The 26896-nt window shown below is 64.6% G+C and carries 20 protein-coding genes, 1 tRNA gene and 1 pseudogene; 15 read left to right on the plus strand and 7 right to left on the minus strand.

Annotation, left to right across the window (positions count from 1 at the left end):
• From FAS41_RS08115 to FAS41_RS08140, 6 genes are all read left to right on the plus strand, one after another.
• On the plus strand, positions 1 to 1483 hold a 1483-nt coding region (locus tag FAS41_RS08115; protein WP_218939104.1), incomplete at its 5' end, for a hypothetical protein.
• Positions 1470 to 2357, plus strand: coding sequence for a glycosyltransferase family 2 protein (locus FAS41_RS08120; RefSeq protein WP_138521103.1), 888 nt, complete (start codon positions 1470 to 1472; stop codon positions 2355 to 2357). The genes FAS41_RS08115 and FAS41_RS08120, both read left to right, overlap by 14 nt.
• Positions 2357 to 3586, plus strand: coding sequence for a glycosyltransferase family 4 protein (locus FAS41_RS08125; protein WP_138521104.1), 1230 nt, complete (start codon positions 2357 to 2359; stop codon positions 3584 to 3586). The genes FAS41_RS08120 and FAS41_RS08125 overlap by 1 nt, the downstream gene beginning before the upstream one ends.
• Positions 3583 to 4596: a glycosyltransferase family 4 protein gene (locus tag FAS41_RS08130; protein WP_138521105.1), complete on the plus strand. Its 1014-nt coding sequence runs from the start codon at positions 3583 to 3585 to the stop codon at positions 4594 to 4596. Before FAS41_RS08125 ends, FAS41_RS08130 begins: the two co-directional genes overlap by 4 nt.
• On the plus strand, positions 4596 to 5612 hold the full coding sequence (locus tag FAS41_RS08135; protein ID WP_171049464.1) for a class I SAM-dependent methyltransferase: 1017 nt from the start codon (positions 4596 to 4598) through the stop codon (positions 5610 to 5612). The genes FAS41_RS08130 and FAS41_RS08135 overlap by 1 nt, the downstream gene beginning before the upstream one ends.
• Positions 5612 to 6508, plus strand: coding sequence for a glycosyltransferase (locus FAS41_RS08140; RefSeq protein ID WP_246084840.1), 897 nt, complete (start codon positions 5612 to 5614; stop codon positions 6506 to 6508). The genes FAS41_RS08135 and FAS41_RS08140 overlap by 1 nt, the downstream gene beginning before the upstream one ends.
• Here the strand turns inward: FAS41_RS08140 and FAS41_RS08145 are convergent.
• A complete protein-coding gene (locus tag FAS41_RS08145) occupies positions 6426 to 7640 on the minus strand; it encodes a lipopolysaccharide biosynthesis protein (protein ID WP_171049465.1) in 1215 nt (404 codons plus the stop codon). The genes FAS41_RS08140 and FAS41_RS08145 overlap by 83 nt on opposite strands.
• Positions 7641 to 7687: 47 nt before the next feature.
• Complete coding sequence (locus FAS41_RS08150) at positions 7688 to 9001, minus strand: nucleotide sugar dehydrogenase (protein WP_138521109.1); 1314 nt, start codon at positions 8999 to 9001, stop codon at positions 7688 to 7690.
• Between the two features lie 164 nt (positions 9002 to 9165).
• On the opposite strand from FAS41_RS08150, the gene FAS41_RS08155 reads away from it, so the two are divergent.
• Positions 9166 to 9241: transfer RNA gene (locus FAS41_RS08155), tRNA-Thr, on the plus strand.
• 59 nt (positions 9242 to 9300) lie between these two features.
• Here FAS41_RS08155 and galE read toward each other — a convergent pair.
• Positions 9301 to 10317 (minus strand): UDP-glucose 4-epimerase GalE, encoded by a 1017-nt coding sequence (gene galE, locus FAS41_RS08160; protein WP_138521110.1) that lies wholly within the window; start codon positions 10315 to 10317, stop codon positions 9301 to 9303.
• Between the two features lie 104 nt (positions 10318 to 10421).
• A complete protein-coding gene (gene nadC / locus FAS41_RS08165) occupies positions 10422 to 11270 on the minus strand; it encodes a carboxylating nicotinate-nucleotide diphosphorylase (RefSeq protein WP_138521111.1) in 849 nt (282 codons plus the stop codon).
• Between the two features lie 278 nt (positions 11271 to 11548).
• Here nadC and FAS41_RS08170 point away from each other — a divergent pair, with 278 nt between their 5' ends.
• The 5 genes and pseudogenes from FAS41_RS08170 (at position 11549) to FAS41_RS31430 (ending at position 17583) form a co-directional block, all read left to right on the plus strand.
• A complete protein-coding gene (locus FAS41_RS08170; RefSeq protein WP_138521112.1) occupies positions 11549 to 13840 on the plus strand; it encodes a DUF1631 domain-containing protein in 2292 nt (763 codons plus the stop codon).
• A gap of 75 nt (positions 13841 to 13915) precedes the next feature.
• Positions 13916 to 14488, plus strand: a complete 573-nt coding sequence (ampD, locus tag FAS41_RS08175; RefSeq protein ID WP_138521113.1) for a 1,6-anhydro-N-acetylmuramyl-L-alanine amidase AmpD — start codon at positions 13916 to 13918, stop codon at positions 14486 to 14488.
• Positions 14485 to 15327 (plus strand): regulatory signaling modulator protein AmpE, encoded by an 843-nt coding sequence (gene ampE / locus FAS41_RS08180; RefSeq protein WP_138521114.1) that lies wholly within the window; start codon positions 14485 to 14487, stop codon positions 15325 to 15327. Before ampD ends, ampE begins: the two co-directional genes overlap by 4 nt.
• Before the next feature lie 1194 nt (positions 15328 to 16521).
• Positions 16522 to 16725: pseudogene (locus FAS41_RS31425) on the plus strand (HAMP domain-containing protein); the annotation flags it as partial.
• Between the two features lie 153 nt (positions 16726 to 16878).
• On the plus strand, positions 16879 to 17583 hold the full coding sequence (locus tag FAS41_RS31430; protein ID WP_371318962.1) for a methyl-accepting chemotaxis protein: 705 nt from the start codon (positions 16879 to 16881) through the stop codon (positions 17581 to 17583).
• A gap of 227 nt (positions 17584 to 17810) precedes the next feature.
• Here the strand turns inward: FAS41_RS31430 and FAS41_RS08190 are convergent, their stop codons facing one another.
• Entirely contained in the window at positions 17811 to 18590 is a 780-nt protein-coding gene (locus tag FAS41_RS08190; RefSeq protein ID WP_138521116.1) for a TatD family hydrolase, read from the minus strand.
• A gap of 4 nt (positions 18591 to 18594) precedes the next feature.
• The gene (gene cra, locus FAS41_RS08195) at positions 18595 to 19587 is read right to left on the minus strand and encodes a catabolite repressor/activator (RefSeq protein ID WP_138521117.1); all 993 of its coding nucleotides are present in this window, start codon (positions 19585 to 19587) and stop codon (positions 18595 to 18597) included.
• A gap of 203 nt (positions 19588 to 19790) precedes the next feature.
• Between cra and ptsP the strand changes: the two genes are divergently transcribed.
• Genes ptsP through FAS41_RS08210 form a run of 3 tightly spaced genes read left to right on the plus strand, consistent with a single transcriptional unit; the run spans position 19791 to position 25413 of the window.
• Positions 19791 to 22685: a phosphoenolpyruvate--protein phosphotransferase gene (ptsP, locus tag FAS41_RS08200; RefSeq protein WP_138521118.1), complete on the plus strand. Its 2895-nt coding sequence runs from the start codon at positions 19791 to 19793 to the stop codon at positions 22683 to 22685.
• Positions 22685 to 23632 carry a 1-phosphofructokinase gene (gene pfkB, locus FAS41_RS08205; protein WP_138521119.1) on the plus strand — a complete coding sequence of 316 codons (948 nt, stop codon included), beginning with the start codon at positions 22685 to 22687 and terminating at the stop codon, positions 23630 to 23632. Before ptsP ends, pfkB begins: the two co-directional genes overlap by 1 nt.
• A gap of 26 nt (positions 23633 to 23658) precedes the next feature.
• The gene (locus FAS41_RS08210) at positions 23659 to 25413 is read left to right on the plus strand and encodes a PTS fructose-like transporter subunit IIB (protein WP_138521120.1); all 1755 of its coding nucleotides are present in this window, start codon (positions 23659 to 23661) and stop codon (positions 25411 to 25413) included.
• A gap of 99 nt (positions 25414 to 25512) precedes the next feature.
• Here the strand turns inward: FAS41_RS08210 and FAS41_RS08215 are convergent, their stop codons facing one another.
• Positions 25513 to 26895 (minus strand): UDP-glucose dehydrogenase family protein, encoded by a 1383-nt coding sequence (locus tag FAS41_RS08215; RefSeq protein ID WP_138521121.1) that lies wholly within the window; start codon positions 26893 to 26895, stop codon positions 25513 to 25515.
• Position 26896 lies beyond the last annotated feature (1 nt).

A 26896-nucleotide genomic window follows, 5' to 3' on the forward strand; every position in this document is an offset into this window, starting at 1 on the left:
CAGTGTGCGGCGTCGCCGCACTTTCAGGCCGCCTTCGGGCGGCCTTTTTTGTGGGCGGATGGGCGGGGTTCGCAGGGGAGGGCTGTCGATACTCCTGATTCTGCTGGCCTTGGTGCTCTCGATGTTCAGCAAGGAGTCCGGAGTTTTGTTCGTCCTATTGCTGGCCTGGATCGAATACTGCGTCTTCGAGTTCAAATCAGATGGGCGAGTACTGCGTTTAGGAGCTCTCACTCTCCGGTATTTGGTGACAGCTGTAGGGCTGGCAATGGCGCTCGTTGCCCTTGTCTGGGTGATTCCGCCAATGATCTCGCCGGGCGCATTCGCACAGCGCGACTTCACTCTATCCGAACGACTTCTTACCGAGTCGCGGGTGATCTTCTTTTATCTGGCCATGATTGTTTATCCGGTCTTGTCCAGCCTCAGCCTCTATCACGACGATTTCACCATCTCGACCTCGCTGACTCAGCCGGACAGCACGGTATATGCAGTATTTGGAATCGTCTTGCTTTGGGCCATCTGCCTATTTGGCTGGCGCCGCTATCGGATGTTGTCCTTTGCGATTGGGTGGTTTTTCATCAGTCATTTGCTCGAGTCCACGGTGTTTTCGCTGGAGTTGGTCCACGAACACCGCAATTATTTTGCGAGCATCGGCTTGCTATGTTTCTTGGTCGGAGTTGGCACGCAACTGCGCGGGCGGGTACGTGTCACCTTGATGATACTGGGCGCGGCCTTTTTCCTGCTGTTCTCTTTCGTGACCTACAACCGCTCTTTGGTCTGGTCGAGTCTGGTGGACCATGCCGTGTACGAAGCGGAGATGCATCCCAGGTCCGACCGGGCGAATTATCAGATGGGGCGCATCTACCTCAAGTTGCTGGACAATAGCAAGGACATGGCTTTCGCCGCCAAGGCGAGGGAGTACTTCCAGCGTTCGGCCGACGCCTATCTTCCGGCGAATGGCTCCTATTTCGCATTGATCCATCTGGCCTACTATCTGAATGAAAAGGCAGACCCCTTGGTGGTCCAGCGCCTTCAGGAGCGCTTGCGGACCTTGCCTTTCTACAACAGCAACGTAGCGTTCTTGAGGGTGCTGGTTGATTGTCAGTTGGGCGGCTTCTGTCATTTGCCTCCCGAAGAGCTGGTTGCCCTGTTGGCAGCCTCCCTGGAAAATCCCCGGGCAGCGCCGGAAAGTCGGAGCAGTGTCTATCTGCTGCTGGGCCGCTATTTTATCGAGTCGATAGGAGATCTGAGAAAGGGTGAAGAGTTCTTCCGCGATTCGATAAACGTGTTAGATGCTCCAGGAGCGAGGATCATGCTGGTCCAGGCGCTGCGCATGCAGGGGCGGTTTGCCGAGGCGCTCGATGAGCTGAAGCTCGCCGCTGCTCGGGATCGACTGGGTGCCAATGCCCAGTGGATCGTATCAGAGCACCAGCGAATCCTGCAGGCACAAGATAACAAGGTGGAAAATCATAATGCCGTTCACTGAAGTCGGGGCGCCGAGCCTCAGCATCGTTCTTCCGGCGAAGAACGAAGCCGACGGATTGTCCCTAGTCTTGCCGAGACTTAAGTCTCTGTATCCTCTGGCGGAGATCATCGTGGTTGATGATGGTTCGACCGATTACACCGCCAGTGTCTGTGCGGCGCAAGAGGTTATCCGCGTGCCCCACCCCTACAGCCAGGGTAACGGTGCTGCAATCAAGACCGGACTGAGACGAGCCACGGGTGAAATCGTCGTGTGCATGGATGCCGACGGCCAGCATCGCCCGGAAGAAATCGAGTTGCTGTTGGATAAAATGGCCACCGGTTACGACATGGTGGTGGGTTCGCGGAACAAGTCCGGCCAGGCCAGCGCCCACCGAGGGCTGGCCAATGCGCTCTACAACCGCTTGGCCAGCTGGATGGTCGGCCACAAGGTGGCCGATCTCACCTCCGGTTTCCGCGCCATGCGCCGTTCGCGCGCCCTAGAGTTCATTTCGCTGCTGCCCAATGGTTTTTCCTATCCGACCACGACGACCATGTGCTTCTTCCGTGCAGGGTATCCGGTCGCCTATGTCGATATCGACGTGCAATCGCGCCTGGCCGGCACCACCAGCCATGTTCGGCTGTGGAAGGATGGCATGCGCTTCCTGCTGATCATCTTCAAGATCGGCACGCTCTACTCGCCACTGAAGATTTTCCTGCCCATTGCCGCAAGCCTCTTCGCTACGGGCACGGGCTACTATCTGTATACCTTCCTGACCATGTCCCGGTTCACCAACATGAGTGCATTGCTGTTCACCTCGGCGCTGGTGATTTTCCTCATGGGTCTGATCTCCGAACAGATCACCGCGCTGATGTATCAGGATCGGTCCGGCCATTGATGAAGGTTATTCCGCCATCGCGTCCAGTCCTGCTGGTGCTGGCATCTACCTATCCTCGCTGGCGGGATGACCCGGAGCCCGGTTTCGTCCATGAGTTGAGCCGACGGCTGACGGACCGCTTCGATGTGCATGTGATTACCCCGCATTTCGCCGGTGCACTGCGCAAGGAAGACCTCGACGGCGTGCACGTCCACCGTTTCCGCTATGCACCGGCGGCCTGGGAGACCCTCGTCAGTGGAGGTGGCATGCTGGCCAATGTTAGGCGCGATCCCCTGAAGTGGCTGCTGGTTCCCGGATTCCTGCTCGCCATGTTTTTTTCTCTGCTGAGGTTGGTTCGTTCGCTGAGGCCCGCGCTCGTCCACGGTCACTGGATCATCCCGCAGGGAGTGATCATTGCACTGGCTCGATACTTCTGCCGGTTGCCTCCGGTGGTCCTGACCTCACATGGCGGCGATCTCTTCTCACTCAAGAATGGACTCATGGGTCGGCTCAAGAGCTGGGTCATGAGGCGCATCGATCATCTGAGCGTCGTCAGCGAGGCCATGGTGGAGCCGGCCCAGGTGCTGGGAATGCCTCATGGCCAGATGAGCGTGCTGCCGATGGGGGTGGACCTGGATGAGCGCTTCACGCCATCGGAAGTTGCGCGCAGTGACAAGTTGTTGCTTTTCGTCGGGCGCCTAGTGGAGAAAAAGGGTCTTGCGCACCTGCTTAATGCGCTGCCGATCCTGTGCCAGCGTTACCCTGGGCTGCGTCTGCGCATTGTCGGCTTTGGCCCGCTGCAGGAATCATTGCTGCAGCGGGCCGTCGAACTGGGGCTGAGCGAGTCTGTGGAGTTTGTCGGGGCCGTCGCCCAGGAGGGACTGGCTCCGCACTACCGGGAAGCAACCCTGCTGGTCGCCCCGTTCGTTAGGGCGTCCACTGGCGATGTCGAAGGTCTCGGATTGGTCAGTATCGAAGCGATCGGGTGTCAGTGCCCGGTGATCCTTGGGGATGTGCCGGCGGTGTGGGATGTCCTCGCCGAGCAGCCGGAGTGGATCGTTAATCCGCAGGATTTGCAGGCGCTCATTGCTGCTGTTTCATCCGTTCTTGATGATCCGGAGGCGGTCCGCAACCGAGTGGATACGCTGCGTGGTCGCCTGTACCAGAGGTTCTCCTGGAGTGCTGTCGCCCAGCGCTATATCCACCTGTTCGATAACCTCATCCCGGATTCCGGGGCGCGTCAGCGGTGAGCTCACGCGCCCTAACCATCTGGCTTCCCTCCCTTCGAGCCGGTAGTGGCGCCGATGTCTTTACCCTGCGTCTGGCACAGAGCTTAAAAAAGGCAGGGCATTGCCCGGTGGTGCAATGGTTCGATCGCCGTTTTGAACTCTGTCCATCGCTGCTCAAGGGCATCCAGCCTCCGGCCCGCGCGGATTTGGTCCACGCCGGCAGCTGGCAGGGCTTTGCCTTCAAGCGCCAAGGCCTGCCGTTGGTGGTCACGGAGCATCACTGTTCCCTCCATCCGCTGCTGCGTCGCAGCCACTCGACTACCCAGGCTCTCTATCACCGATTCTGCGTGCAACGCTGGAATCGACTGAGTTATCGCATGGCCGACTCGGTCGTTGCCGTGAGCAACTTTGCCGCCCAGCCGTTACGCCCAATGCTGGGCGAGCGCCTGCAGGTCATCCACAATGGCGTCGATACCGCGCACTTCTGCCCCGGCCAGCGCGGGACGTCGAGGCGCTTCCGGTTGCTTTTCGTCGGCAATCCCTCGCGCTGGAAAGGTGCGGATCTGCTTGCTCCGCTGGCGGCAAGGCTGGGCGGCGACTTCGAGGTTTGTTGCCTGAGCGGCCTGCGCTCGAATTGGCCGAAAGGGCTTGATGCGACGGGGCTGACCTTTCTGCCACGCGTTGCGCCGGCAGATATGCCTACTGTCTATCGTTCTGTCGATGCTGTGCTGGCGTTGACTCGCTTCGAGACATTCGGCTATGTGGCACTGGAGTCGATGGCTTGCGGTACGCCGGTGGTCGGGTTCGATTGTGCCGGGACGGCTGAGGTCTGCGCTGGCGCTGATTCAGCCTTGCTCGGTCCCGTCGATGACCTTGACGCGCTGGCAGGCCGAATTCGTGAATTGTCGGCAGATGCCGAGCTTGCTCGGCGCCTGTCGTTTAACGGGCGTCGACGCGCTGAAGAGCTGTTCTCCATCGATCGGTGTGTCGGGTCTTATCTGAAGTTGTATGAGCAGTTGGTGGAGCGATGATGGCCGAGCGTGCCGATCCCTTCTGGAAAGACGCCGAGTTGGAGTTCGTCGCGGCGTGTCCGGTCTGCGGCTCGGACGCCTCGCGCGTCCAGTACTCCTGTTTGAGCGATGGGCTGGAGGGCGTGCCAGGGCAATGGGAAATGCGTCAGTGCCTCGGATGCGCAAGCAGCTATCTGGGCGAGAGACCAGCGTCTCACGCGATAGGCAAGGCATACGGCAGCTATCACACGCACGCCGACCCACGCACCGAGCACGAGGGGGATAACGGGCACGGCGTGCTCTGGCGTCTGATCAATGGGTACCTCGATCACCGTTTTGGTGCCAGCCGGACGCCGTCTTCTGCCATGGGGCGCTGGTTGGTGCCTCTGTTTCTGCCCTTGCGCCTGCAGCTCGACTTTTTCTTTCGTCATCTTCCTCAGGCTCGCGGTCGATTGCTGGATATCGGCTGCGGCAACGGGCGATTCCTGCTGCGCGCGCGCGAGGCGGGCTGGCAGGTCCAGGGGCTCGAGCCGGACGCCAAGGCCGCACAGGCCGCTGGTCTCGCGGACATTCCCGTGCATGTCATGGGGTTTGAAGGGCTGGCGGGAGCCGGAGAGTACGATGTGGTGACATGCTCCCATGTCATCGAGCATGTGCATTCGCCAGATGCGCTGCTGCAGTCCATCAGGTCGCACCTTCGTCCGGGAGGCATGCTGTGGCTGGCGACGCCCAACGTTCGCAGCCTGGGCCATCGAGTCTTCCGCGAGAATTGGCGTGGGCTGGAGCCGCCTCGCCACCTTCAGGTGTTCTGCATCGCATCCTTGCGACAGTTGCTCAATGACGCCGGATTCGAGGACATCTCGTTCAGACGCCGTGGCCGGGGAGCTGCTTACATCCTACAGTCCTCCCAGGCCGCCGTAACGAAGCCCAACATGATTCAAAGGCTCGTGCCGGTATGGGTCATCGACCTGCTGGCGACATTTTCGCCGCACTTTTCGGAGGAGATCGTTGTAGTGGCTCGGAATCCTGAAGCGTGATGCGCCCCGTGACGGCCGTACTGATCAACTTCCGCGATGCGCAGCGGACCTGCAAATGCGTGAAGAGCATTCTTCGTGAGCAGGTCGATCAGGTGTTGGTATGGGATAACTCCGAAGATGCCGGTCGTTCGGCGGCCGCTGTCAGGGAGGCGCTTCAAGGGGAGCCATTGGTGCAGATCGAGGTCTGCAGCAAAAACCTCGGATTTGCGGCGGGTGCCAATCGGGCCATTGAGAGCGCGCGGCGCGATCGGCCGGATAACTGGATCCTGCTCATCAACAATGACGCGACCCTGCGCGAAGGGGCCCTCGGCAAGATGGCGGAGGTACTGGCGGATCACCAGCAGACGCAGCTGGTCAGCCCGCGTATCAACCACGCCGGCATTGATTCCGGGCCGCTGTTCTATCACCGCTGGACGGGCCTGCAATTCCGTCGACCCAGACCAGGCAGCTTTGCCTTTCCAACCGGCTGTTGCCTGCTGGTGGCGCCCGAGCGAATCGCGCTACCGTTGTTTGATGAAGTCTTCTTCATGTACGGCGAGGATGTCGCTCTTGGCGCCAGGCTGCAGTCGGTTGCGCACTTGCCCGAGGTGCTGGTGGATCATGAAGGCTCCGCAAGCAGTGGCTTGGGGAGTCGCTTCTACGAGGAGCGGCTGGTGGCGGCGCACTGCATGCTGGCGAGGGCGCTGGCGCGCAATGCTATTGAGCATTGGGCGATGCTCCTGGTGCGGCTGCCCTTGCTCCTGGCACGAGCCACGCTACGTTCGTTGCGATTCCGCTCGCTGCTTCCGTTGAGAGCCTTGTATGGCGGGATGCTTATCGCCGCCGGCAAGGATCCTCTGCGTTCGCCTGTTTGCGCAGCGTCCGGAACACCAGCCACCAGCCAACGCCTGCCATGAAGGCTTCGGCGCCAGCCAGCGCTATCGCCGTACCGGACAGCCCGTAGCTCGGCACCAGCCAGATGATCAGGCCGAGCAAGACCGGGATGCCGCTCATTTCGAAAACCAGGCGCCGCTCCGGCTGCCCATTGGCCACGAGGATGGTGCCGCTGCTGATGCGCAGCGCAAGTGGAAGCGCTGCGCAGGCCAGCAGTGGCGCCAAGGTCGCTGTTTCGCTGTAGCTGCTGCCCAGAATCCAGGGCAGCGCCAGGCTGCCGATGGCCAGTGCTCCGGCCGCGCAGGCGCCGCCCAGAGCGCTGAACAAGGCAAGAAGGCGAACGAGTCGAGTCTGGGACTGGTTGGCCGAGTGGCTATTGAGCTGGAACAGTCGAGGCTGTGCGGCCAGCAGCAAGGCGCTGACCGGCGTCATCAGTGCTCCTAGCACACGATTGGTGATGGCATAGATTCCCGCATCGTGGGCGCTGGCTACTTTGGCGATGACGATCTTGTCGATCTCGGATGGGTTCATAGCCACCATATGCATCGCGCAGTACGTCAGCCCTTTTCGCCATTGGGCGAAACTCAGGCGACGGGGAGTGGAGCTCAGGTTCAGGCCGCGCAAGGTCAGCCCCAGGACCATGAACAGTGCAAGTCCCGCGGCCAGCACCTGGCCGACGATAAAGGCTTCCAGGTTGGAAAGACTGTCGATCAGGGCGCAAGGCAGCAGTGCCAGCAAGCGCAGCCCCAGCGGTAACCACTGCAGCAATTGGCCGCGCGCCACCAAGTGATGGGCCTGATGCGCCCAGCTGCAAAGCAGGATCAGCGGCATCATGACCAGCTCGATCAACCCCAGGCCCAGGGTCACCGCAAGACTCAGGTGCAAGTCGAGCCCCAGGGCATGGGCGAGCAGCAGGAATCCTCCCAGCAGCACCGTGGCAACCCCCAGGCTTGCCGGCCATGCGCCGCACCAGATGTCCTCCACCGCTTCACGCCCCTGGGCCGACGCAGCGAGCATCAGGTAGCCGCAACCTAGCGTCGGCACCAGGCCGAGCAGCGTCGCCAATGCGGCCAGGGCTGCATACGGGCCGTAGATCGCCGGAGGCATGAGGTGCGTCAGAAGAATCAGCGAGCCTGCTAGGGTGAGCAGGCGCAATCCCAGTATCAGCGAGGTGTCGAAGGTACTGCGTGCCAGAGCACCGATCATGCCGGGATGATATTCGCTGCCCGGCTCGGCGCGTACCGGCCACGCGTATCGACCAGCAACCGGGAATGTCTGGCAAGTGCTTCGTAGTCGAACAGGTCGTGGTCGGTGGCCAGCACTACGCAGTCGAACTCCTGGATGTTGCCACCGCTCAATTGCACGGAGTCCAGGTCGAACGAATAATCCCGTTTACGCGGGAAGGTTGGGACGTGTGGGTCCGAATAGGCGACCAGGGCGCCGCGCTGTTCGAGCAGGGACATGATCTCGACCGCCGGCGATTCGCGGGTGTCATCAATGTTCTTCTTGTAGGCCAGGCCAAGGATCAACACCCGGCTGCCGTTCACGGCCTTCTTCTGGCTGTTGAGCGCGTCGGCGACCTTCTCCACCACCCAGTGCGGCATGTAGTGGTTGATCTCACCCGCCAGCTCGATGAAGCGAGTGTTGACGCCGTACTCCTTGGCTTTCCAGGTCAGGTAAAACGGGTCGATCGGAATGCAGTGGCCGCCAAGGCCAGGACCGGGCGTATAGGGGACGAAGCCGAAGGGCTTGGTCGCCGCTGCGCGGATCACTTCGTGAATATCGATGCCCATCTTGTCGGAGACGATCTTCATCTCATTGACCAGGCCGATGTTCACCGCGCGGTGGATGTTCTCCAGCAGTTTGGTCATCTCGGCTGCGCGGGGGCTGCTGACCGGCACCAGCGTATTGATGGCGTGGCCGTAGATGGCCTGGCCCAGCTCCAGGCAGCGAGGCGTCATGCCGCCGATGACCTTGGGGATGGTGCGCGTATCGTAGTGAGCGTTGCCCGGGTCCTCGCGTTCCGGCGAAAACACCAGGGCACAGTTGCTGCCCGCCTTGAAGCCGCAACGTTCCAGGCGGGGAGCCAGCTCTTCTTCTGTGGTTCCCGGCCAGGTCGTACTCTCCAGGCTCAGCAACTGGCCCTCGCGGAAGTACGGCAAGATGGCTTCCGTGGTGTCGATAACGAAGCTCAGGTCGGGCTCGTGATGGGTATTGAGTGGCGTGGGCACGCAGATGATAAGGGCGTCGGCTTCCGTGCTGCGGGAGAAGTCACCGGTTGCCTCGAAGCCGGCTTTCCGGGCGCTGGCAATCAGTTCGTCGCCCAGGCGCTCGATATAGCTTCGACCGGCGTTGAGCGCTTGCACCTTGCTGTCGTCTATATCGAAGCCGATGACCCGGATTCCCACTTCGGCGAAGCGCAATGCCAGGGGAAGCCCCACGTATCCAAGACCGTAAATGCCAACTACGGCGCTTCCGTCGGAGATCTTGGTATGCAGCTGGTCCAGTGCGCTCATGGAAATGCCCAGATAGAAGAGAATCCGGCCATTCTGGCGAGTTTTTTTGGTCGTGGGAATTCTCAGAATCGCAGGTGAGACAATATGTGACTGATCTCTCGCCCATTACCGGCAAGGGGGGGGCAATTGCCTAGACCGGAACAGGGTGGTAGCTTACGCCCGCCGCCGGTGTAGCTCAGTCGGTAGAGCAGCTCATTCGTAATGAGAAGGTCGGGGGTTCGATTCCTCTTACCGGCACCAGCTTCAACAAAAAGCCCCGCTTTCGAGCGGGGCTTTTTGTTTTCCGATTGGAAGAAAAATCAGGCGTAGCCGCTGGGGTTCCGGCTTTGCCAGTTCCAGGCATCGCGGCACATGTCTTCGATGTCGCGGGTGGCGCTCCAGCGAAGTTCAGTGCCGGCCAATGCCGGGTCGGCGTGGTAGCTGGCGATGTCGCCGTCGCGGCGGGGCAGGAACTGGAAGGGCAGTTCGTGGCCGCAGGCCTTTTCGTAGGCTTGGATGAGCTCCAGCACGCTGTAGCCGCGACCGGTGCCAATGTTGAAGGTCTTTGCGCCGCTGGCTCCGTCCAGCCAGCGCAGAGCGCTGAGGTGGGCGTTGGCCAGGTCAACGACATGCAGGTAATCGCGCACGCCAGTGCCGTCCGGGGTCGGGTAGTCGTTGCCGAAGACACGGATGAAAGGTTGTTTGCCGGTGGCGACCTGGGAGACATAGGGCATCAGGTTATTGGGGATGCCGTTGGGGTCTTCGCCGATGCGTCCGCTGGCGTGGGCGCCCACAGGGTTGAAGTAGCGCAGGATGGCCATGGTCCACTGCGGGTCGGCGTGGGCGATGTCGCGCAAGGCGATTTCCGCCATCAGCTTGGACTGGCCGTAGGGGCTGGCCGGGCCCGTGGGGGCGTCTTCTCGGATCGGGCTTTCCGCCGCCAGGCCGTACACCGTGGCTGAAGAGCTATAGATGAAGCGCTTCACGCCATGGCGTTGCATGACCTGGCAAAGGGTGACGGTGCCCGTGAAGTTGATCTGGTAGTAAGCGATAGGATCGGCCACCGATTCGGCGACGGACTTTACGCCGGCGAGGTGGATGGCGGCGTCGATCTCGTATTCGTTGAACAGCCGATCGAGGATGGCTTCGTCGCGGACGTCGCCCTTGACGAAGGGAATGCTCCGCCCGGTGAGCTGCTCGATGCGTTGCAGTGGGATGGGGGAGCTGTTGCTCAGGTTATCGAGCACGACGGGCTGATAACCCTGCTCGATCAGTTCCAGACAGATATGGGAGCCGATATAGCCGCAGCCCCCGGTCAGCAGAATCGTGCCCGCCATCGCGCCAGTGCCTCCTTTCGCCAGCTGTAGGAAAGCGCCTGAGGGAATTCAGGCGCTTGGCTGGAAGCGTAGGCGAGGGAGGACAGGCGCGCCTGTCAGAGCGATTACAGGCTCAATCGCATCGACAGGTCCAGCGCCTTGACGTCCTTGGTCAGGGTGCCGATGGAGATGTAGTCCACGCCTGTCTCGGCGATGGTGCGCAGGGTGCTCTCGGTGATGCCGCCCGAGGCTTCCAGCTTGGCGCGGCCGGCGGTAAGGGCGACGGCGGTGCGCATGTCGTCCAGGCTCAGTTCGTCGAGCATGACGATATCGGCGCCGGCATCCAGGGCCTGGCGCAGTTCGTTCAGGTCTTCCACTTCGATCTCCACCGGTTTGCCGGGGGCGATCTGGTGAGCGGCCGCGATGGCCTGGGTGATGCCACCGCAAGCGGCGATGTGGTTTTCCTTGATCAGGAAAGCGTCGTACAGGCCGATACGGTGGTTATGGCAGCCGCCGCAGGTGATCGCGTACTTCTGCGCCAGGCGCAGGCCGGGCAGGGTCTTGCGGGTGTCGAGCAGCTTCACGCCGGTGCCTTCCACCAGGTCGGCATAGTGGCGGGCGCGGCTGGCGGTGCCGGAGAGCAGCTGGAGGAAGTTCAGTGCGCTGCGCTCGCCGGTAAGCAGGGCGCGGGCCGGGCCTTCCAGGGTGAACAGGGTCTGGTCAGCGCTGACTTGTTCGCCGTCTCGGGCCTGCCACTTCACCTGCACACGCGGGTCGACCTGGCGGAAGACCTCGTCGACCCAGGCGGTGCCGGCGAGGGTGGCGTTCTCGCGGGTGATGATGCGGGCGCTGGCGTCGCGCTCGGCGGGGATCAGCTGGGCGGTGATGTCGCCGCTGCCGACGTCTTCGGCCAGTGCGGCGCGGACGTTGGCCTGGATTTCCCTGGAAAGCTCGGCGAGGGTGAGGTTCGGCATGGAGGGCTCCTGTTCGCAGTGGCGCGATTATACGGAGGAGGGCGCCTGGCGGGCAGTGACCGCTTCTTTTTGCGTCACCGCACGATTTGTCGGACGGACGGCGACTTTCCTACTGTGAATTTCTTCAAGAATGCGTGAAATGTCTCTTGGTTGTGTAAGAAGCTTCCCTATAATGACGTTGAACCTTTCCGCTTTTTGACGCCACGATATTGACGTTACGGATGACGCTTCGATGACTGTTGGTGCCGCCAGACAGGTCTGACGGCAGGAGACTTGCGATGCAGAACGACGCGAACGTAGTGCCGCTGAACAAGTCGGCCACGGAACCCTCGCAGACTTCGTTCGCTGGACGCGTTCCGGCGGGGCTCGTCGCTGTCCGCGATAAGGTCGCCGTCCAGCTGCGTCATGCCATGCAGGCCCTGTTCGACAACGCCGACGATACCCTGTTCGAGATGGCTGATCGTGCCGCCAATAACGCCGAACAGAGCGCCTACTTCGAAGCCATGCGCGACCTGCGCCTCAAGCGCAAGGGCATCGAGCGCGGCTTCCTGCAGAAGGTCTTCGAGAATTTCGCCAACCTGAACCAGTATGAAATCGGCCGCGCGCCGGTGCTGGATACGGTTTCCTACGAGAATCTCACCCTGGTGCAGAACGACGAGCTGGAAGAGTCCGTCGCCCTGGATGCCATGGTTGCCAAGGTAGTGAGCCGCGACGGCGTCGCCCTCACGCACCTCACCACTCGTTTCAACACCCTGGTCAGCAAGAAGGTCGAGGACAAGAGCAACCCGCTCGGTCCGCGCCAGCTGTGTGAAGCCTTCCTCGAGGCCTGCCGCGGCCTGGGCGTGGAGATCAAGGTCAAGCTGATCATCCTCAAGCTCTTCGAGAAGTACGTGCTGGCCGATGCCGAGCACCTGTACGCGGAAGCCAACCAGACCCTGATCGCCCTGGGCGTGCTGCCGGAGCTGAAATCCGTTCCGCTGCGCCGCCCGCCGCAACGTACCGTGCCCAGCAGTCAGGGGGCCGCGCCGTCCGCTGCCGCCCCTGAAGCGGGTGAGCAGGGCAGCGCTCAGTACATGGACGCCGACAGCCAGGCCGCCTTCGCTGCCCTGCGCGATCTGCTCTCGCAAGTGCGCGGCAGTGCCGCCCCTGCGCGCTCCATGCCCGCCGATGCGGTGCCGATTTCCAGCAACGACTTGATGCGCCTGCTGTCGCACCTGCAGTCGCACCTGCCGGCGCAGACCATCGACGAAGTCGACGTGCGCCAGCACCTGGACCACCTGCTGACCCGCGTCAGCAGCAAGAGTGGCCGTTCCCGCGTGGTCGGCCAGGTGGACGAGGACGTCATCAACCTCGTCTCCATGCTCTTCGAATTCATCCTCGATGACCGCACGCTGCCGGATTCGCTCAAGGCCCTGATCGGCCGCATGCAGATCCCGATGCTGAAGGTTGCGGTCCTCGACAAGACCTTCTTCAGCCGTGGCAGCCACCCGGCGCGTCGCCTGCTCAACGAGATCGCCTCGGCCGCTCTGGGCTGGGCTGAACACTCCGATGGCCAGCGCGACCACCTGTACCAGAAGATCGAGCAGGTGGTAATGCGCCTGCTGAACGACTTCGTCGACGACCCGGCGATCTTCTCCGAGCTGCTCGACGAGTTCATCTCCTTCACCGGCGACGAGCGCCGCCGCAGCGACCTGCTGGAGCAGCGCACCCGCGATGCCGAGGAGGGCCGCGCCCGTGCCGAGCTGGCCCGTCAGGATGTGGAAGGCGTGCTCAACGAGCGTCTGCTCGGCCGCACTCTGCCTGAAGTGGTGGTGCGCCTGCTGCAGGAAGCCTGGAGCCAGGTTCTGCTGCTGACCTGCCTCAAGCACGGCACTCACTCCTCCGAGTGGGAAGCTGCCCTGGCGACCATGGACGACCTGATCTGGAGCGTGGAGCCCCACGAAGACCCGGATTCGCGTCTATGTCTGCTGGAGATGGTTCCGCAACTGCTCAAATCGCTGCGCGAAGGCCTGGCTTCGGCCGCCTTCGATCCGTTCTCCACGGGCGAATTCTTCAGCCGTCTGGAGGGGCTGCACGTGCAGGCCTTCCAGCGCTACAAGCAGGTCGAGGAAGCTCCGCTGCTCGATCTGGAAGATGACCTGCCGTTGCTGGACGATCCGCTGGACGCCTCGGTAGCCGTCGCGCCTGCCGCTGTTCAGCCGGCCATGGTGGCGGTGGTCGAGGAGATCGTCCTCGCCTCGCCGGAGCCGGCCCGTGCCGTAGAGCCCGAGGAGGCCTTTGCCGACGACGACGAGTCGCTGCGCAAGGTCGATGACCTGCGTGTCGGCAGCTGGGTGGAGATCCAGGAAGACGAAGAACACAAGCTGCGCTGCAAGCTGGCGGCGGTGATTCGTCCGAGTGGCCGCTACATCTTCGTCAACCGCACCGGCATGAAGGTGCTGGAAAAGACCCGCATGAGCCTGGCTGTCGAGTTCCGCCGCAACGCCGTGCGCCTGCTCGACGACGCGCTGCTGTTCGACCGTGCCCTGGAGTCGGTGATCGGCAACCTGCGCCGCCTGAAGAACGCCTGAACCCGCTGGCCGCGCGCCAGCGAGTTCATTTCCCCCGTCGCCTGCTTTAGAGTGGGGCTCTGCCAAGGAGTCTCCATGCAGATCGATCCCGAATCCGGCTGGTGCCTCGAGGCCCAGCGCTGCCCCTCGCCGAACTTCAACGCGCGCCCGGACGGCGAGGAAGTCTCGCTGCTGGTTATCCATAACATCAGCCTGCCGCCCGGCCAGTTCGGCACCTGCAAGGTGCAGGAGTTCTTCCAGAACCGCCTGGACGCCGACGAGCATCCCTATTTCGCCAGCATCTGCAGCCTGACGGTGTCCGCGCATTTCCTCATCGAACGCGACGGCTCGCTGTTCCAGTTCGTCTCCTGCCATTCGCGCGCCTGGCATGCCGGCGTGTCGTGCTTCGACGGGCGAGAGAACTGCAACGACTTCTCCATCGGCATCGAGCTCGAAGGCACCGATACCGAACCCTACAGCGACCGGCAGTACGAGGTGCTGGCGCAGCTGACACGGGAGATACGCAAGGTATTCCCGGCGATCACCCCGCCGCGCATCCAGGGCCATTGCGATATCGCTCCCGAACGCAAGACCGACCCGGGCGAGGCGTTCGACTGGACGCGTTATTTTGCCGATATTGGCGCCGGCCTGAAGAAGGAGCCGACATGAGTTTCCTGGTGCTGTTGCTGGTCCTGCTGGTCGAGAAGTTTTCCGGCTGGCGTGCAAAGGTGCAGCGGGACGGCTGGTGGTTCGGCTGGCTGGATGCTGTGGGCGGCGTGAAGTCTCTGGTGGCGCAACCCTGGCTCGGCCTGCTGCTGGCGATCCTGCCGCCACTGCTGTTGCTGGCGTTGCTGCTGACCCTTCTCGAGCCGGTTGCTTACGGTCTGCTGGCGCTGCCGGTGCAGTTGCTGGTGGTGGTCTGGAGCCTGGGACGTGGCGACGTGCTGCGCGCCATCGGGCCGTTCCGCGATGCCTGGCGCCGCGAGGATGCCCAGGCCGCCTACCACGTCGCCGAGCGCGACCTGGGCGTGCAGGTGCAGGCCGATGGCGACGACGATCTGCTGGCCGTGGTGCAGGGTACGCTGGTGTGGGAGGCCTACCAGGCCTTCTTCGCCGTGATCTTCTGGTACGCGCTGCTGGGTCCGGTGGCCGCGCTGGCCTACCGGCTGCTCGCCATCGCCGCTGAGCAGGCCCGCCAGCCGGAGCTGCGCGAGCGCGCCGCACAACTGCGGCATGCCTTCGACTGGTTGCCCTCGCGTGCGCTGGTGCTGAGTTTCGCCCTGGTGGGCAACTTCGTCGCGGTAACCCGTACCCTGTTGCACGACCTGCTGGCCTGGGATGTACCCGCCGCTCGTCTGCTGGCCCGCGCCGGCTATGTGGCCGAAGACTTCAACGAAGGCGGCCTGGGTGCCAAGGGCGTTGCCAGCCTGGACGCGCTGTGGCAACTGCTGGTGCGCTCGGCGGTGCTCTGGTACGCGGTCTTCGCCATCTGGGCGTTGCTGCTCTGATCCTGCGAATCGGGCCGGCTGCCGCCGGTCCGATGATGGCATTTTAACCTTAAGTTACAGAACTCCCCGCCGATATCAGGTACACATCGAACCCGACGCGTGAGGTGGCGGCTGCTGCATGACAGCGACCGCGCCGATGTGTGCTCGCGGCGACGACCCGTCCAGGGGCGCGCCGCACCATCCCCGACAAGCGACATAACAATAACGGGAACAGGAGACGTCTTTGTGAGGACCGTGCTCTATCCGGCCATCGCGCTGATGAACCGCCTGAGCTTCGGTATGAAGTTCAGCCTGATCAGCGTGCTGTTCTTTCTGCCGATGCTGATCACCAATTTCTACCTGGTGCGCGACTCCTACGAGCAGTTCGTCAGCACCCGCGCCGAGCTGGAAAGCCTCCAGCTGATCGGCAATGGGTTGCAGGTGCGCCGTCACCTCGAGTCCTACAACGATCTGTTGCAGATCAACGGGACGCTCGGCCAATCCGGCAAGACGGCTGGTCTGGACTCGCGCATCAGCCAATTGCACAAGGACCTGCAGGCGCAGATCGGCGCCCTCCAGCCGGTCGCCCAGGACGCCGAGCAGATCGCCGAATTCAATGCCAAGCGCGACGAGTTGCTGGCCAACCTGAAGGCTGTAGATGCCGAAGGCTCGCTGCAGAGCAAGTCGGCCATGGCTGCGCGCCTGCTCAGCGAAGTGCAGGTTTTCAACAAGCTGCTGGTGTCCCAGGCCGGCCTGAGCCAGGACGACGCCCGCGACCTGCGCCAGCTCGCCGAGCTGATCACCTCCGGCACACCGCAAGTGACCGAGACGCTCAGCCAGGGCCGCACCATGGGCGCCGGCGCGCTGGGGCAGGGGTTCCTCAATTCCTCCACCAGCAGCAAGCTGGATGACCTGCTGCAGGAACTGGAGAAGCTCCACGCGGAATACGGCCTCAAGCTGCAGGACGCCCTGGGAGCCAGCCCGGCTGCGCAGAACGCGCTGTCCGCCGACGCGCAGGCCAGCCGCGAAACGATCAAGAGCATGGGCAAGCTGTTCGAGGACAAGGTCGTGATGGCCGACACCCTCGACACGCCCTGGGCGGAGTTCTACGAGCAGGTCAGCAAGGCGATGGAGCAGACCTACCGCCTCGATGACCATGTCCTGCAATATGTCGACGGCGCTCTCCAGGCGCGCCTGGCCAGCAAGCAGCGGCAGATGGTGCTGTTGGTCGTCGCGCTGCTGGTGGTGTTCGTCTCCATCGTCTACCTCTATGGCGGCTTCTACGTCTCCACCCGCACCACCCTGAAGAGCCTGGGCAAGATGATGGAGCGCGTCGCTTCCGGCGATATGACCGTCAACTTCCAGGCCCAGAGCCGCGACGAGTTGGGCGAGCTGGGCGATGCCTTCAACCAGACCGTGTCGAAGATCCATGACCTGATCGAGCAGGTCGGCCGCACCGTCAGCGAAGTGGAGCGGCAGACCGTGCGCGTGGAGTCGGTATCCGCCGAGAGCAACCAGGCGGTGGCTGGCCAGCGCAACCAGATCGAGCAGGTCGCCACGGCGATGAACCAGATGGCCGCGACCGCCCAGGAGGTCGCACGCAGCGCCGCCGTGGCAGTGGGCAGCGCGCATAACGTGAACCAGGAAACCACCAGCGGCCGCGCCCTGGTGGAATCCCAGGTGGGCAGCATCCAGCGTCTGGCCGGCGAGATCGACGAATCGGTGGCGGTGATCAACCAGTTGGCCGCCGACAGCGCTTCGATCAGCCGTGTGCTGGACGTGATCAAGGGCATCGCCGAGCAGACCAACCTGCTGGCGCTCAACGCCGCTATCGAGGCCGCGCGTGCCGGTGAGCAGGGCAGGGGCTTCGCGGTCGTGGCCGACGAAGTCCGTACCCTGGCCAAGCGTACCCAGCAGTCCACCGAAGAGATCGAGCAGATGATCGCGCGCCTGCAGAACGGCGTAGGCGCGGCGGTGAAGGCCATGGGCAGCAGCCACCAGACTGCCGACGGCACAGTCAGCCAGTCGGCCCAGGTACAGCAGGCGCTGGAGAACATCCTCAGCGCAGTGGGCGCCATCGTCGACCAGAACCAGCAGATCGCCGCCGCCGCCGAGCAGCAGACCGCCGTGGCCCATGACATCGACCAAAACATCGTCGAGATCAACCAGGCCGGCGAGCGCACCTCCGAAGGCGCCAGCGAGACCGAGCGCGCCAGCCGCGAACTGGCGGGGCAGGTGGTGGAACTCAAGCGACTGATCGGCGCGTTCCGCGTCTGATCCGATGGATCCGGGGCGGACAGGGCGGTCCGCTTCGCAGCAGGGTTTTCGCCAGCAGACCGATGTCCGTGGGTCGCACGGATGCACCCCATCTCACGGGCATCGGTTTGTCGGTGAACTCGACACGCGACTTTCTGTAGGAGCGAGCTTGCTCGCGAACAGAGTCAGCCGGCAACGCCATCGCTGGGCGCTTCGCGAGCAAGCTCGCTCCTACGAAAAACCGAGGCTCAGCGCCAGCCAAACAGCTCCATCGCATTGCGTGTGCTGGCGCTGGCCAGCTCTTCCGGGCTGATGCCCTTCAGCTCCGCCAGTGCCACGCAGATATCCGGCAGATGCTCCGGGCTGTTGCGCACGCCGGGGTACATCGACGGCGCCATGTCCGGCGAGTCGGTCTCCAGCACGATGGACTCCAGCGGAATCTCCGGCACCACCTTGCGCAGGCGGTTGGCCTGCGGCCAGGTTGGCGCGCCGCCCAGGCCCAGGCGGAAGCCCAGCTTGAGGTATTCGCGGGCTTCCTCGCGGCTGCCGGCGAAGGCATGGACGATACCCTGGCGTTTGGGCTTGAAGCGCTTGAGCGTGGCGATCATCGCCGCATGGGCGCGGCGCACGTGCAGCAGCACCGGCAATTCGAAGTCGATGGCGATGCGCAGCTGCTCCTCGAAGATGGCCTGCTGGCCGTCGCGGTCGAGGTCTTCCAGGTAGTAATCCAGGCCGATCTCGCCCACCGCGCAGAGCTTCGGGTGACCGGCGAGGCGCTGCAGCCAATCGCGCAGCGCCGTCAGATGTTCCGGCCGGTGTCGCGCCAGGTAGATCGGGTGCAGGCCCAGGGCGGCGTACAGGTCCGGCTCGCTTTCCACCAGCGCCCAGACGTCTTCCCAGTTCTCGCGGAACACCCCCAGCAGCACCTGTCGCTCCACGCCCAGCTCGCGGCTGCGTTGCAGCACGGCGGCGCGGTCCTGCTCGAAGTCCGGGCAGTCTAGGTGGTTGTGGGTGTCGATCAGGCGCATCGGCTCACTCCGTACGCAGCTTGAGGTTGCGCGGGATCGGGTGTACGCCGGGGGTGTAGCTGTTCTGCTCGATGGCGGCCAGCGCCAGGTCCAGCGCGCGCTCGGCGATCAGCGCGTGCTGCTGGGAGATGGCATTGACCTTCAGCGGCACGAAGTCCAGCAACTGGGTATCGCCGAAGGTGGCGATGCGCAGATCCGCTGGCCAGCCGCTGGGTAGCGCCTGGAGCACATCGAAGACACCTTCGAGCAGCACGTAGGAGGTGGTGATCAGCGCATCGGGCAACTGCCCCTGGCTGGCCAGCAGCTCTTCCATCAGGCGGCGGCCGCAGGAGCGGCTGAAGGTCTCGCCGTGCTCGATCAGCACCTGGCCCTGATAGTCGCGCAGGGCGCTACGGAACCCCGCGGCGCGTTCCTGGGAAATGATCAGCTCCGGTCGTGCGCCGAGCAGGGCGATGCTGCGCGGTGCCGGCTTCAACAGGCTGGCGGTGAGACGTTGGCTGGCGTCGCGGTCGTCGCTGACCACCGAGCAGAAGCGCTGCGGGTCGAGCTGGCGGTCCACCGCGATGATCGGCACGCCGTCGGCCTGCAGGCGCGCGTGGCTGTCGTCACCGACGGGCAGGCAACTAGCGACGACCAGTGCGTCACAGCGCCGCGCGCGGAACAGGCTGAGCACCTGGCGCTCGGTGTCCGGCTCGTCGTCGGAACAGGCGATCAGCAGTTGGTAGCCGCGCGCCCGTGCGCCCTGTTCGAGCAGCTTCGCGAGCTTGGCGTAGCTGGGGTTCTCCAGGTCCGGCAGGACGAAGCCCAGGGTGCGGGTCTGCCCGCGGCGCAGGCTGGCGGCCTGCTGGTCCGGGTGGTAGCCGTGCTCCTCGATCACCGCGCGCACGCGCTCCACCGTGGCGGCGCTGATGCGGCGCTGGACGGCCTTGCCATTGATCACATAGCTGGCGGTGGTGACCGACACACCGGCCAGGCGGGCGATATCACTGAGTTTCAACGAGGGATGCTGCCGACAATTGGGGGCTTCAAGGATCACGCATTATCGAGTAACGTGCCAGTCTCAATAGGTGAAACGATTCAGCATTGCGCACGCAGTATTGCCTGAACCCTGTTCCTGCGCCGCAACCTCTAAGCTGATCACCGTACAAGCGGATAACCGCCCCAGCGCCGGCGTGCGCGAACGCCGGTGAGGAGAACGCGATGCTCGAATTCAATGCGCAGCAGGTCCGCATGGGCCAGCGCGCTGCCGACAAGCAGGCCGCCCTGGCCATGCTCGGCTCTGCCCTCGAAGACGACGGCCTGGTCGCTCCGGGCTACCTCGCCGGGATACAGGCCCGCGAGGCGCAAGGCTCCACTTACCTCGGGCAGGGCATCGCCATTCCCCACGGCACACCGGAAACCCGACACCTGGTGCAACGCACCGGCGTGCGCCTGATGCATTTCCCCGAAGGCGTGCATTGGGGCGACGGGCAGACCGTTCACCTGGCAATCGCCATCGCCGCCAAATCCGATGAACACCTGCGCCTGCTGCAACTGCTGACCCGTGCGCTGGGCGACGGCGAAGTCGGTGCGGCGCTGCGGGCAGCGCAGAAGCCCGAAGACCTGCTGCAGTTGCTGCAAGGTGGAGCACCGCAACCGTTGCTGTTCGACGAGCATCTGGTTGGGCTCGGCGTCGCTGCCGAGGATTTCGACGAACTGGCGCTGGTCGGCGCCCGCCGCCTGAAGAAGGCGGGATGCGTCGTCCCCGGCTTCGCCGCGGCATTGCATGACCAGGAGGCCCTGCCGCTGGGCGGTGGGCTCTGGTGGCAGGACGGCGAGCAGTGCGTCACGCGTCCCGGCCTTGTCTTTGTCTCCCCTGCGCGCGAACTGAGCCACGCCGGCCAGCCGGTGCGCGGATTGTTCTGCCTGGCGCGCCAGGGCAACGCCCATGAAGCGGTGTTCGCACGTCTCTGCGATCTGTTGGTGGATGGTCGTGCCGGCGAGCTGGCGAGCGCTACTTCCGTTCGCGCAGTGCTGGAAGCCCTGGGCGGCGAATTGCCGGTGGACTGGCCGAGCATCCGTGTGCCGCTGGCCAACCCGCACGGCCTTCACGCGCGCCCGGCGCAAGTACTGATGTTGCTGGCGCGCGACTTCAGTGGGGAAATCCGTGTGCGTATCGCCGAGGGCGAAAGCGCCCCGGTGTCGATCCGCAGCCTGAGCAAGCTGCTCAGCCTCGGCGCGCGGCGCGGGCAGATGCTGGAGTTCTTCGCCGAGCCGGAGATCGCCGAAGCGGCCCTGGCTGCCGTCCGCGCGGCAGTGGAGCAGGGCCTGGGCGAAGAGGTTGAGCCACTACCGGAGGTCCCCGAGCCGATTGTTGAAAGCTCTCACGTGGATGAGCAGGAACTGCAAGCCGTGCGAGCGCCCGAAGCCGGTGCGCAACTCCAGGCCATCCCCGCGTCGCCGGGCATTGCCCACGGCCCGGCCTATGTGCAGGTGGCCAGCGCCTTCGAATTCGCTGCACGCGGTGAGTCGGCGGAGGTCGAGCGCCGGCGTCTGGATGAGGCGCGTACGGCCATCAGCCGGGAAATCGAGATCCTGGTGGAGCGCAGCCAGGTCAAGGCGATCCGTGACATCTTCGTGACCCACCAGGCGCTGCTGGACGACCCCGCACTGCTCGACGAAGTGCAGGCGCGACTGGTTGAAGGCGCCAGCGCCGAATCGGCCTGGAGCCAGGTGATCGAACGCGTGGCCGGCGAGCAGGAGGCGTTGCGCGATGCGCTGCTGGCCGAGCGCGCGGCGGACCTGCGCGACATCGGCCGGCGCGTGCTGGCGCGCCTGTGTGGCGTCGAGGGCGCCGTGGAGCCCGGCGAGCCCTACATCCTGGTGATGGACGAAGTCGGCCCGTCGGACGTGGCACGGCTCGACCCGGAGCGCGTGGCGGGTATTATCACTTCGCGCGGTGGAGCGACTTCGCACAGCGCGATCATTGCCCGCGCATTGGGCATTCCCGCGCTGGTGGGTGCTGGTGCAAGCGTGCTGGCGCTGGAGTCCGGCACCGCCTTGCTGCTGGATGGCGAAAAGGGCGAGCTGACGATCGCGCCGGATGCGCAGACGCTGTACACCGCTGAAACCCAGCGCGACCTGCGCCGGCGCCGCGCCGAGCAAGCCGAAGCACGCCGTCATGAGCCGGCGGTGACCCGCGACGGCCATGCCGTGGAAGTCTGCGCCAACCTCGGCAATACCGCCGGTGCGGCGAAAGCCGTGGAGCTGGGCGCTGAAGGCGTGGGCCTGCTACGTACCGAGTTCGTCTTCATGGACAACCCCCAGGCGCCGGACCAGGCGACCCAGGAGATCGAATACCGGCGTGTCCTTGATGCCCTGGAGGGCCGCCCGCTGGTGGCGCGCACCCTTGACGTGGGCGGCGACAAGCCGCTGCCTTACTGGCCGATTCCCGAGGAAACCAACCCTTACCTGGGCATCCGTGGCGTGCGCCTCACGCTGCAGCGCCCGCAGATTTTTCGCACCCAGCTGCGTGCCTTGCTGAGCGCTGCCGCCGGCCGCCCGCTGCGTATCATGTTCCCCATGGTCGGGCAGGTGGAGGAGTGGCGGCAGGCCCGCGACCTTACCCTCGACCTGTGCGCGGAACTGGGCGGCGAGCATGACCTGCAGCTCGGCATCATGGTCGAGGTGCCGTCCGCGGCGCTCCTGGCCCCCGTGCTGGCGCGCGAGGTGGACTTCTTCAGCATCGGCACCAATGACCTGACCCAGTACGCCCTGGCCATCGACCGTGGCCATCCCAGCCTGTCCGCCCAGGCCGACGGTCTGCACCCGGCGGTGCTGCAACTGATCGACATGACCGTGCGCGCCGCCCATGCCCACGGCAAGTGGGTCGGCGTGTGTGGCGAGCTGGCCGCCGATCCGCTGGCGGTGCCGCTGCTGATTGGGCTGGATGTCGATGAACTGAGTGTCTCGGCGCGCAGCATTCCCCTGGTGAAGGCGCGGGTCCGCGAGCTGGACCTGCTGACGTCCCGCGAGCTGGCGCAAGCGGCTCTCACCCTGTGCTCGGCGGCGGATGTTCGCCAGAGTGTCGCCCTCGCGCTGCCGGAGGTGCACTGATGGCCCGCATCCTGACGCTGACCCTGAACCCTGCGCTGGACCTCACCGTACGCTTGCCGACGCTTGCACCCGGAGAGGTGAACCGCAGCGAGTCCGCGCTCAGCCAGCCGGCCGGCAAGGGGCTGAACGTCGCCCAGGTACTGGCCGATCTGGGGCATTCCCCGACCGTCGCCGGCTTCCTCGGTGCCGACAATGCGCTGCCCTTCGAAGCCCTGTTCCGTCGTCGTGGATTCGTCGATGCCTTCGTCCGTGTGCCGGGCGAAACGCGCCGCAATATCAAGATCGCCGAGGGCACTGGGCGTATCACCGATATCAACGGCCCCGGCCCGGAAGTCAGTGGTGCGCAGCAGGACGCGCTGCTGGATCGTCTCGACCTGATTGCCGCCGATTTCGAGATCGCCGTGGTCGCCGGCAGCCTGCCGCGCGGCGTCGACCCCCACTGGTTGCGCGAGTTGTTGCTGCGCCTGCAGAAGCATGGCCTGAAGGTCGCTTTCGATTGCAGCGGCGCAGCCTTGCGTGCGGGCATCGAAGCGGCGCCCTGGCTGATCAAGCCCAACGACCAGGAACTGGGTGAGGCCTGTGGACAACTTGCCGGCAGCGCCGAGGAACTAGCGGCGCAGGTCGCATCGTTGCGCGCTCGCGGCATCGAGCAGGTGGTGCTGTCCCAGGGGGCCGAGGGCGTGCGCTGGTTCGGCCCACAGGGCGTCTGGCAGGCGGTGCCGCCGAAGGTGGAAGTGGCCAGCACGGTGGGCGCCGGCGACTCCCTTCTGGCCGGCATGGTCCACGGCCTGCTCGCCGGTTGGCCGGCCGAGCGTGTGTTGCGCCAGGCTACGGCGGTGGCCGCGCTGGCAGTCACCCAATTCCAGTTCGGCATCGGCGATGCGCAACGACTCAAGCGCATCGAGGACGCGGTGCAGGTTCAGGCATTGGCCCCGTGCCAGGCCTGAGCGATAGAACAACAAGAGGTATGACGATGAACCTTGCCCTGATCACGGCCTGCCCCAACGGCCAGATTTCCAGCGTGCTCAGCGCTCGCCTGCTGCGTGCGGCGGCCGAGCGCCTGGGCTGGTCGGTCTGTGTCGAACAATGCGACCCGCAGCATCCGGAGCGCCAGCTGAGCGAAGGCCAGATCTCTGCGGCCGATTGGGTGCTGGTGGTCAGCGTGCAACCGCTGGACCTCACCCGCTTTTTCGGCAAGCGGCTGGTACAGGCGCGGCCGGCCGAAGCCCTGGCCGATCCCGCCAGCTTCCTGCAGCGAGCACAGGATGAGGCGACGGTCTGGCAGCCCGGTGAGCTTTCGAGCGCGCCTGCCGCAGCGGAGCGCGTGGCGAAAGTCGTTGCGGTAACGGCCTGCCCGACCGGTGTAGCGCACACCTTCATGGCAGCCGAAGCGTTGCAACAGACGGCGCAGCAGATGGGTGTCGAGCTGCGGGTGGAGACCCAGGGCTCGGTGGGCGCGCGCAACCCACTGACGGCGGAAGAAATCGCTGCCGCCGATGTGGTGCTGCTGGCGGCGGACATCGAGGTCAACCCCGAACGTTTCGCCGGCAAGCGCATCTTCCGTTGCGGCACCGGCGTGGCGCTGAAGCAACCGCAAGCGACCCTCGAGCGCGCGCTGAAGGAAGCGACGGCGGAGTCTGCTTCGGCTGTCGGCAGCCAAGCGGCGCCGACAAAGAACGAGGCGCGTGGCGTCTACAAACACCTGCTGACCGGCGTGTCCTTCATGCTGCCCATGGTGGTGGCGGGCGGCCTGCTGATCGCGCTGTCCTTCGTCTTCGGCATCGAAGCCTTCAAGCAGCAGGGCACCCTGGCGGCGGCCCTGATGCAGATTGGCGGCGACGCGGCGTTCAAGCTGATGGTGCCGATGCTGGCCGGCTATATCGCCTGGTCCATTGCCGACCGACCGGGCCTGGCGCCGGGGATGATCGGCGGGTTGCTGGCCAGCACGCTGGGCGCGGGCTTTCTTGGCGGCATAGTCGCCGGCCTGCTGGCGGGTTATTCGGCGCGCGCGATTGCCCAGTGGATTCCACTGCCGGCCAGCGTCGCGGCGCTCAAGCCGATCCTGATCATCCCCCTGCTGGCCAGCCTGTTCACCGGCCTGGTGATGATCTACGTGGTGGGTTCGCCGGTGGCGGCGATGATGCGCTCGCTCACCGACTTCCTCGCCGGCATGGGCACCACCAATGCCATCCTGCTTGGCCTGCTGTTGGGCGGGATGATGTGCGTGGACCTGGGCGGGCCGATCAACAAGGCGGCCTATGCGTTCTCGGTCGGTTTGCTCGCCTCGCAGAGCTATGCGCCGATGGCGGCGGTAATGGCCGGTGGCATGGTCCCGCCTATCGGCATGGGCATCGCCACGCTACTGGCGCGGCGCAAGTTCGCCCAGAGCGAGCGCGAGGCTGGCAAGGCGGCGCTGGTGCTGGGGCTGTGCTTCATTTCCGAGGGGGCGATTCCCTTTGCCGCCAAGGACCCGCTGCGGGTGATCCCGGCGAGCATTGCCGGTGGCGCGCTAACCGGTGCGCTGTCGATGCTGTTCGGCTGCAAGCTGCTGGCGCCCCATGGTGGGCTGTTCGTGCTGCTGATCCCCAACGCGATGAACCACGCGCTGCTCTACCTGCTGGCGATTGCCGCGGGCAGCGTGGTGACCGGGGTGCTCTATGCGCTGCTCAAGCGCGGCGAGGCGGCGCCGATGATGGTGATGGGCGAGCAGGCGCCGGGGCGGGGGTGAGCGGCTTGGCCTGCTCGGGTTGGGTGGGGCCGCGAGCAAGCTCGCTCCTACGAAAAGCCGTGTCCTTCCTGTAGGAGCGAGCTTGCTCGCGAATGCTCTTCAAGCCGTACGGCGCGGGCGTTGTTCGACGACCTGCGCGGGCACCGGCAGACGGTGCGAGTCGCCACGGCCCATGGGGAAATACTCGAAGCCGTAGCGCGCCACGCGCTCGGGGTCGAAGAGGTTGCGACCGTCGAAGATCACCGGGGACTTCAGGCGGCTGGCTACGACTTCGAAGTCGGGTGCCTTGAACTGTCGCCACTCGGTGCAGATCACCAGGGCATCGGCGCCGCCCAGGGTGGCTTCCGGAGTGCCCATCAGGGTCAGGCGTTCATCGTGGCCGTACAGGCGCTGCGCTTCGGGCATGGCTTCGGGGTCGAAGGCGCGGACCTTGGCGCCGGCCTCCCACAGGGCCTCCATCAGGGTGCGGCTGGGGGCGTCGCGCATGTCGTCGGTGTTGGGCTTGAACGACAGACCCCAGAGCGCGAACGTACGGCCCTTGAGTTTGCCGCTGTAATAGCTGCGGATGCGCTCGAACAGCTTGCTCTTCTGCCGCTGGTTCACTGCTTCCACCGCGCGCAGCAGGTCACTGGAGCAGTGGGCTTCCTCGGCGCTCTGGATCAGGGCCTGGACGTCCTTGGGGAAGCACGAGCCGCCGTAGCCGCAGCCGGGATAGATGAAGTGGTAACCGATGCGCGGGTCGGCGCCCATGCCCTGGCGTACCGCCTCGATGTCGGCGCCCAGGTGCTCGGCCAGCTCGGCGATCTGGTTGATGAAGCTGATCTTGGTGGCGAGCATGCAGTTGGCGGCGTACTTGGTCAGTTCCGCGCTGCGCAGGTTCATGGTCAGGATGCGGTCGTGGTTGCGGTTGAACGGCTCGTAGATCTCGCGCATCACGTCCAGCACTTCGGGGCTTTCGCAGCCGATGACGATGCGGTCGGGTTTGCGGCAGTCGGCCAGCGCCGAACCTTCCTTGAGGAACTCGGGGTTGGAGACGATCTCGAAGTCCAGGCTGCGGCCTGCTTCGGCGAGCACCGCCAGCACCTTGGCCTTGACGCGATCGCCAGTGCCCACCGGTACGGTGGATTTCTCGACGATGATCACCGGTTGCGTGCGATTGCGCGCGATGCCTTCGGCCACCGCCAGCACGGCGCGCAGGTCGGCGGAGCCATCGGGCAGCGGTGGGGTGCCGACGGCGATGAACTGCACGCGACCATGGCCGGCGGCCTCGGCGACGTCGCTGGTGAAACGCAGGCGGCCGGCTTCCAGGTTGTCCTTCACCAGCTCGGCGAGGCCCGGCTCGAAGATGCTGATCTGGCCGCGCTTGAGCTTGGCGATCTTGTCCTCGTCGATGTCCATGCACAGGACGTCGTGGCCCACTTCGGCCATGACCGCGGCCTGCACCAGGCCCACATAACCGATTCCGAATACGCTGATTTTCATG

The organism is Pseudomonas nicosulfuronedens (assembly GCF_005877905.1).
Lineage (GTDB): Bacteria > Pseudomonadota > Gammaproteobacteria > Pseudomonadales > Pseudomonadaceae > Pseudomonas > Pseudomonas nicosulfuronedens.

Coding starts and splice junctions, on each gene's coding strand:
- FAS41_RS08170 (WP_138521112.1), top strand. CDS start 11,549: ATGCAGAACGACGCGAACGTAGTGCCGCTGAACAAGTCGGCCACGGAA.
- pfkB (WP_138521119.1), top strand. CDS start 22,685: ATGGCCCGCATCCTGACGCTGACCCTGAACCCTGCGCTGGACCTCACC.
- ptsP (WP_138521118.1), top strand. CDS start 19,791: ATGCTCGAATTCAATGCGCAGCAGGTCCGCATGGGCCAGCGCGCTGCC.
- FAS41_RS31430 (WP_371318962.1), top strand. CDS start 16,879: ATGGCCGCGACCGCCCAGGAGGTCGCACGCAGCGCCGCCGTGGCAGTG.
- nadC (WP_138521111.1), bottom strand. CDS start 11,270: ATGCCGAACCTCACCCTCGCCGAGCTTTCCAGGGAAATCCAGGCCAAC.
- FAS41_RS08210 (WP_138521120.1), top strand. CDS start 23,659: ATGAACCTTGCCCTGATCACGGCCTGCCCCAACGGCCAGATTTCCAGC.
- ampE (WP_138521114.1), top strand. CDS start 14,485: ATGAGTTTCCTGGTGCTGTTGCTGGTCCTGCTGGTCGAGAAGTTTTCC.
- FAS41_RS08150 (WP_138521109.1), bottom strand. CDS start 9,001: ATGAGCGCACTGGACCAGCTGCATACCAAGATCTCCGACGGAAGCGCC.
- FAS41_RS08190 (WP_138521116.1), bottom strand. CDS start 18,590: ATGCGCCTGATCGACACCCACAACCACCTAGACTGCCCGGACTTCGAG.
- FAS41_RS08120 (WP_138521103.1), top strand. CDS start 1,470: ATGCCGTTCACTGAAGTCGGGGCGCCGAGCCTCAGCATCGTTCTTCCG.
- galE (WP_138521110.1), bottom strand. CDS start 10,317: ATGGCGGGCACGATTCTGCTGACCGGGGGCTGCGGCTATATCGGCTCC.
- FAS41_RS08135 (WP_171049464.1), top strand. CDS start 4,596: ATGGCCGAGCGTGCCGATCCCTTCTGGAAAGACGCCGAGTTGGAGTTC.
- FAS41_RS08140 (WP_246084840.1), top strand. CDS start 5,612: ATGCGCCCCGTGACGGCCGTACTGATCAACTTCCGCGATGCGCAGCGG.
- FAS41_RS08125 (WP_138521104.1), top strand. CDS start 2,357: ATGAAGGTTATTCCGCCATCGCGTCCAGTCCTGCTGGTGCTGGCATCT.
- ampD (WP_138521113.1), top strand. CDS start 13,916: ATGCAGATCGATCCCGAATCCGGCTGGTGCCTCGAGGCCCAGCGCTGC.
- FAS41_RS08215 (WP_138521121.1), bottom strand. CDS start 26,895: ATGAAAATCAGCGTATTCGGAATCGGTTATGTGGGCCTGGTGCAGGCC.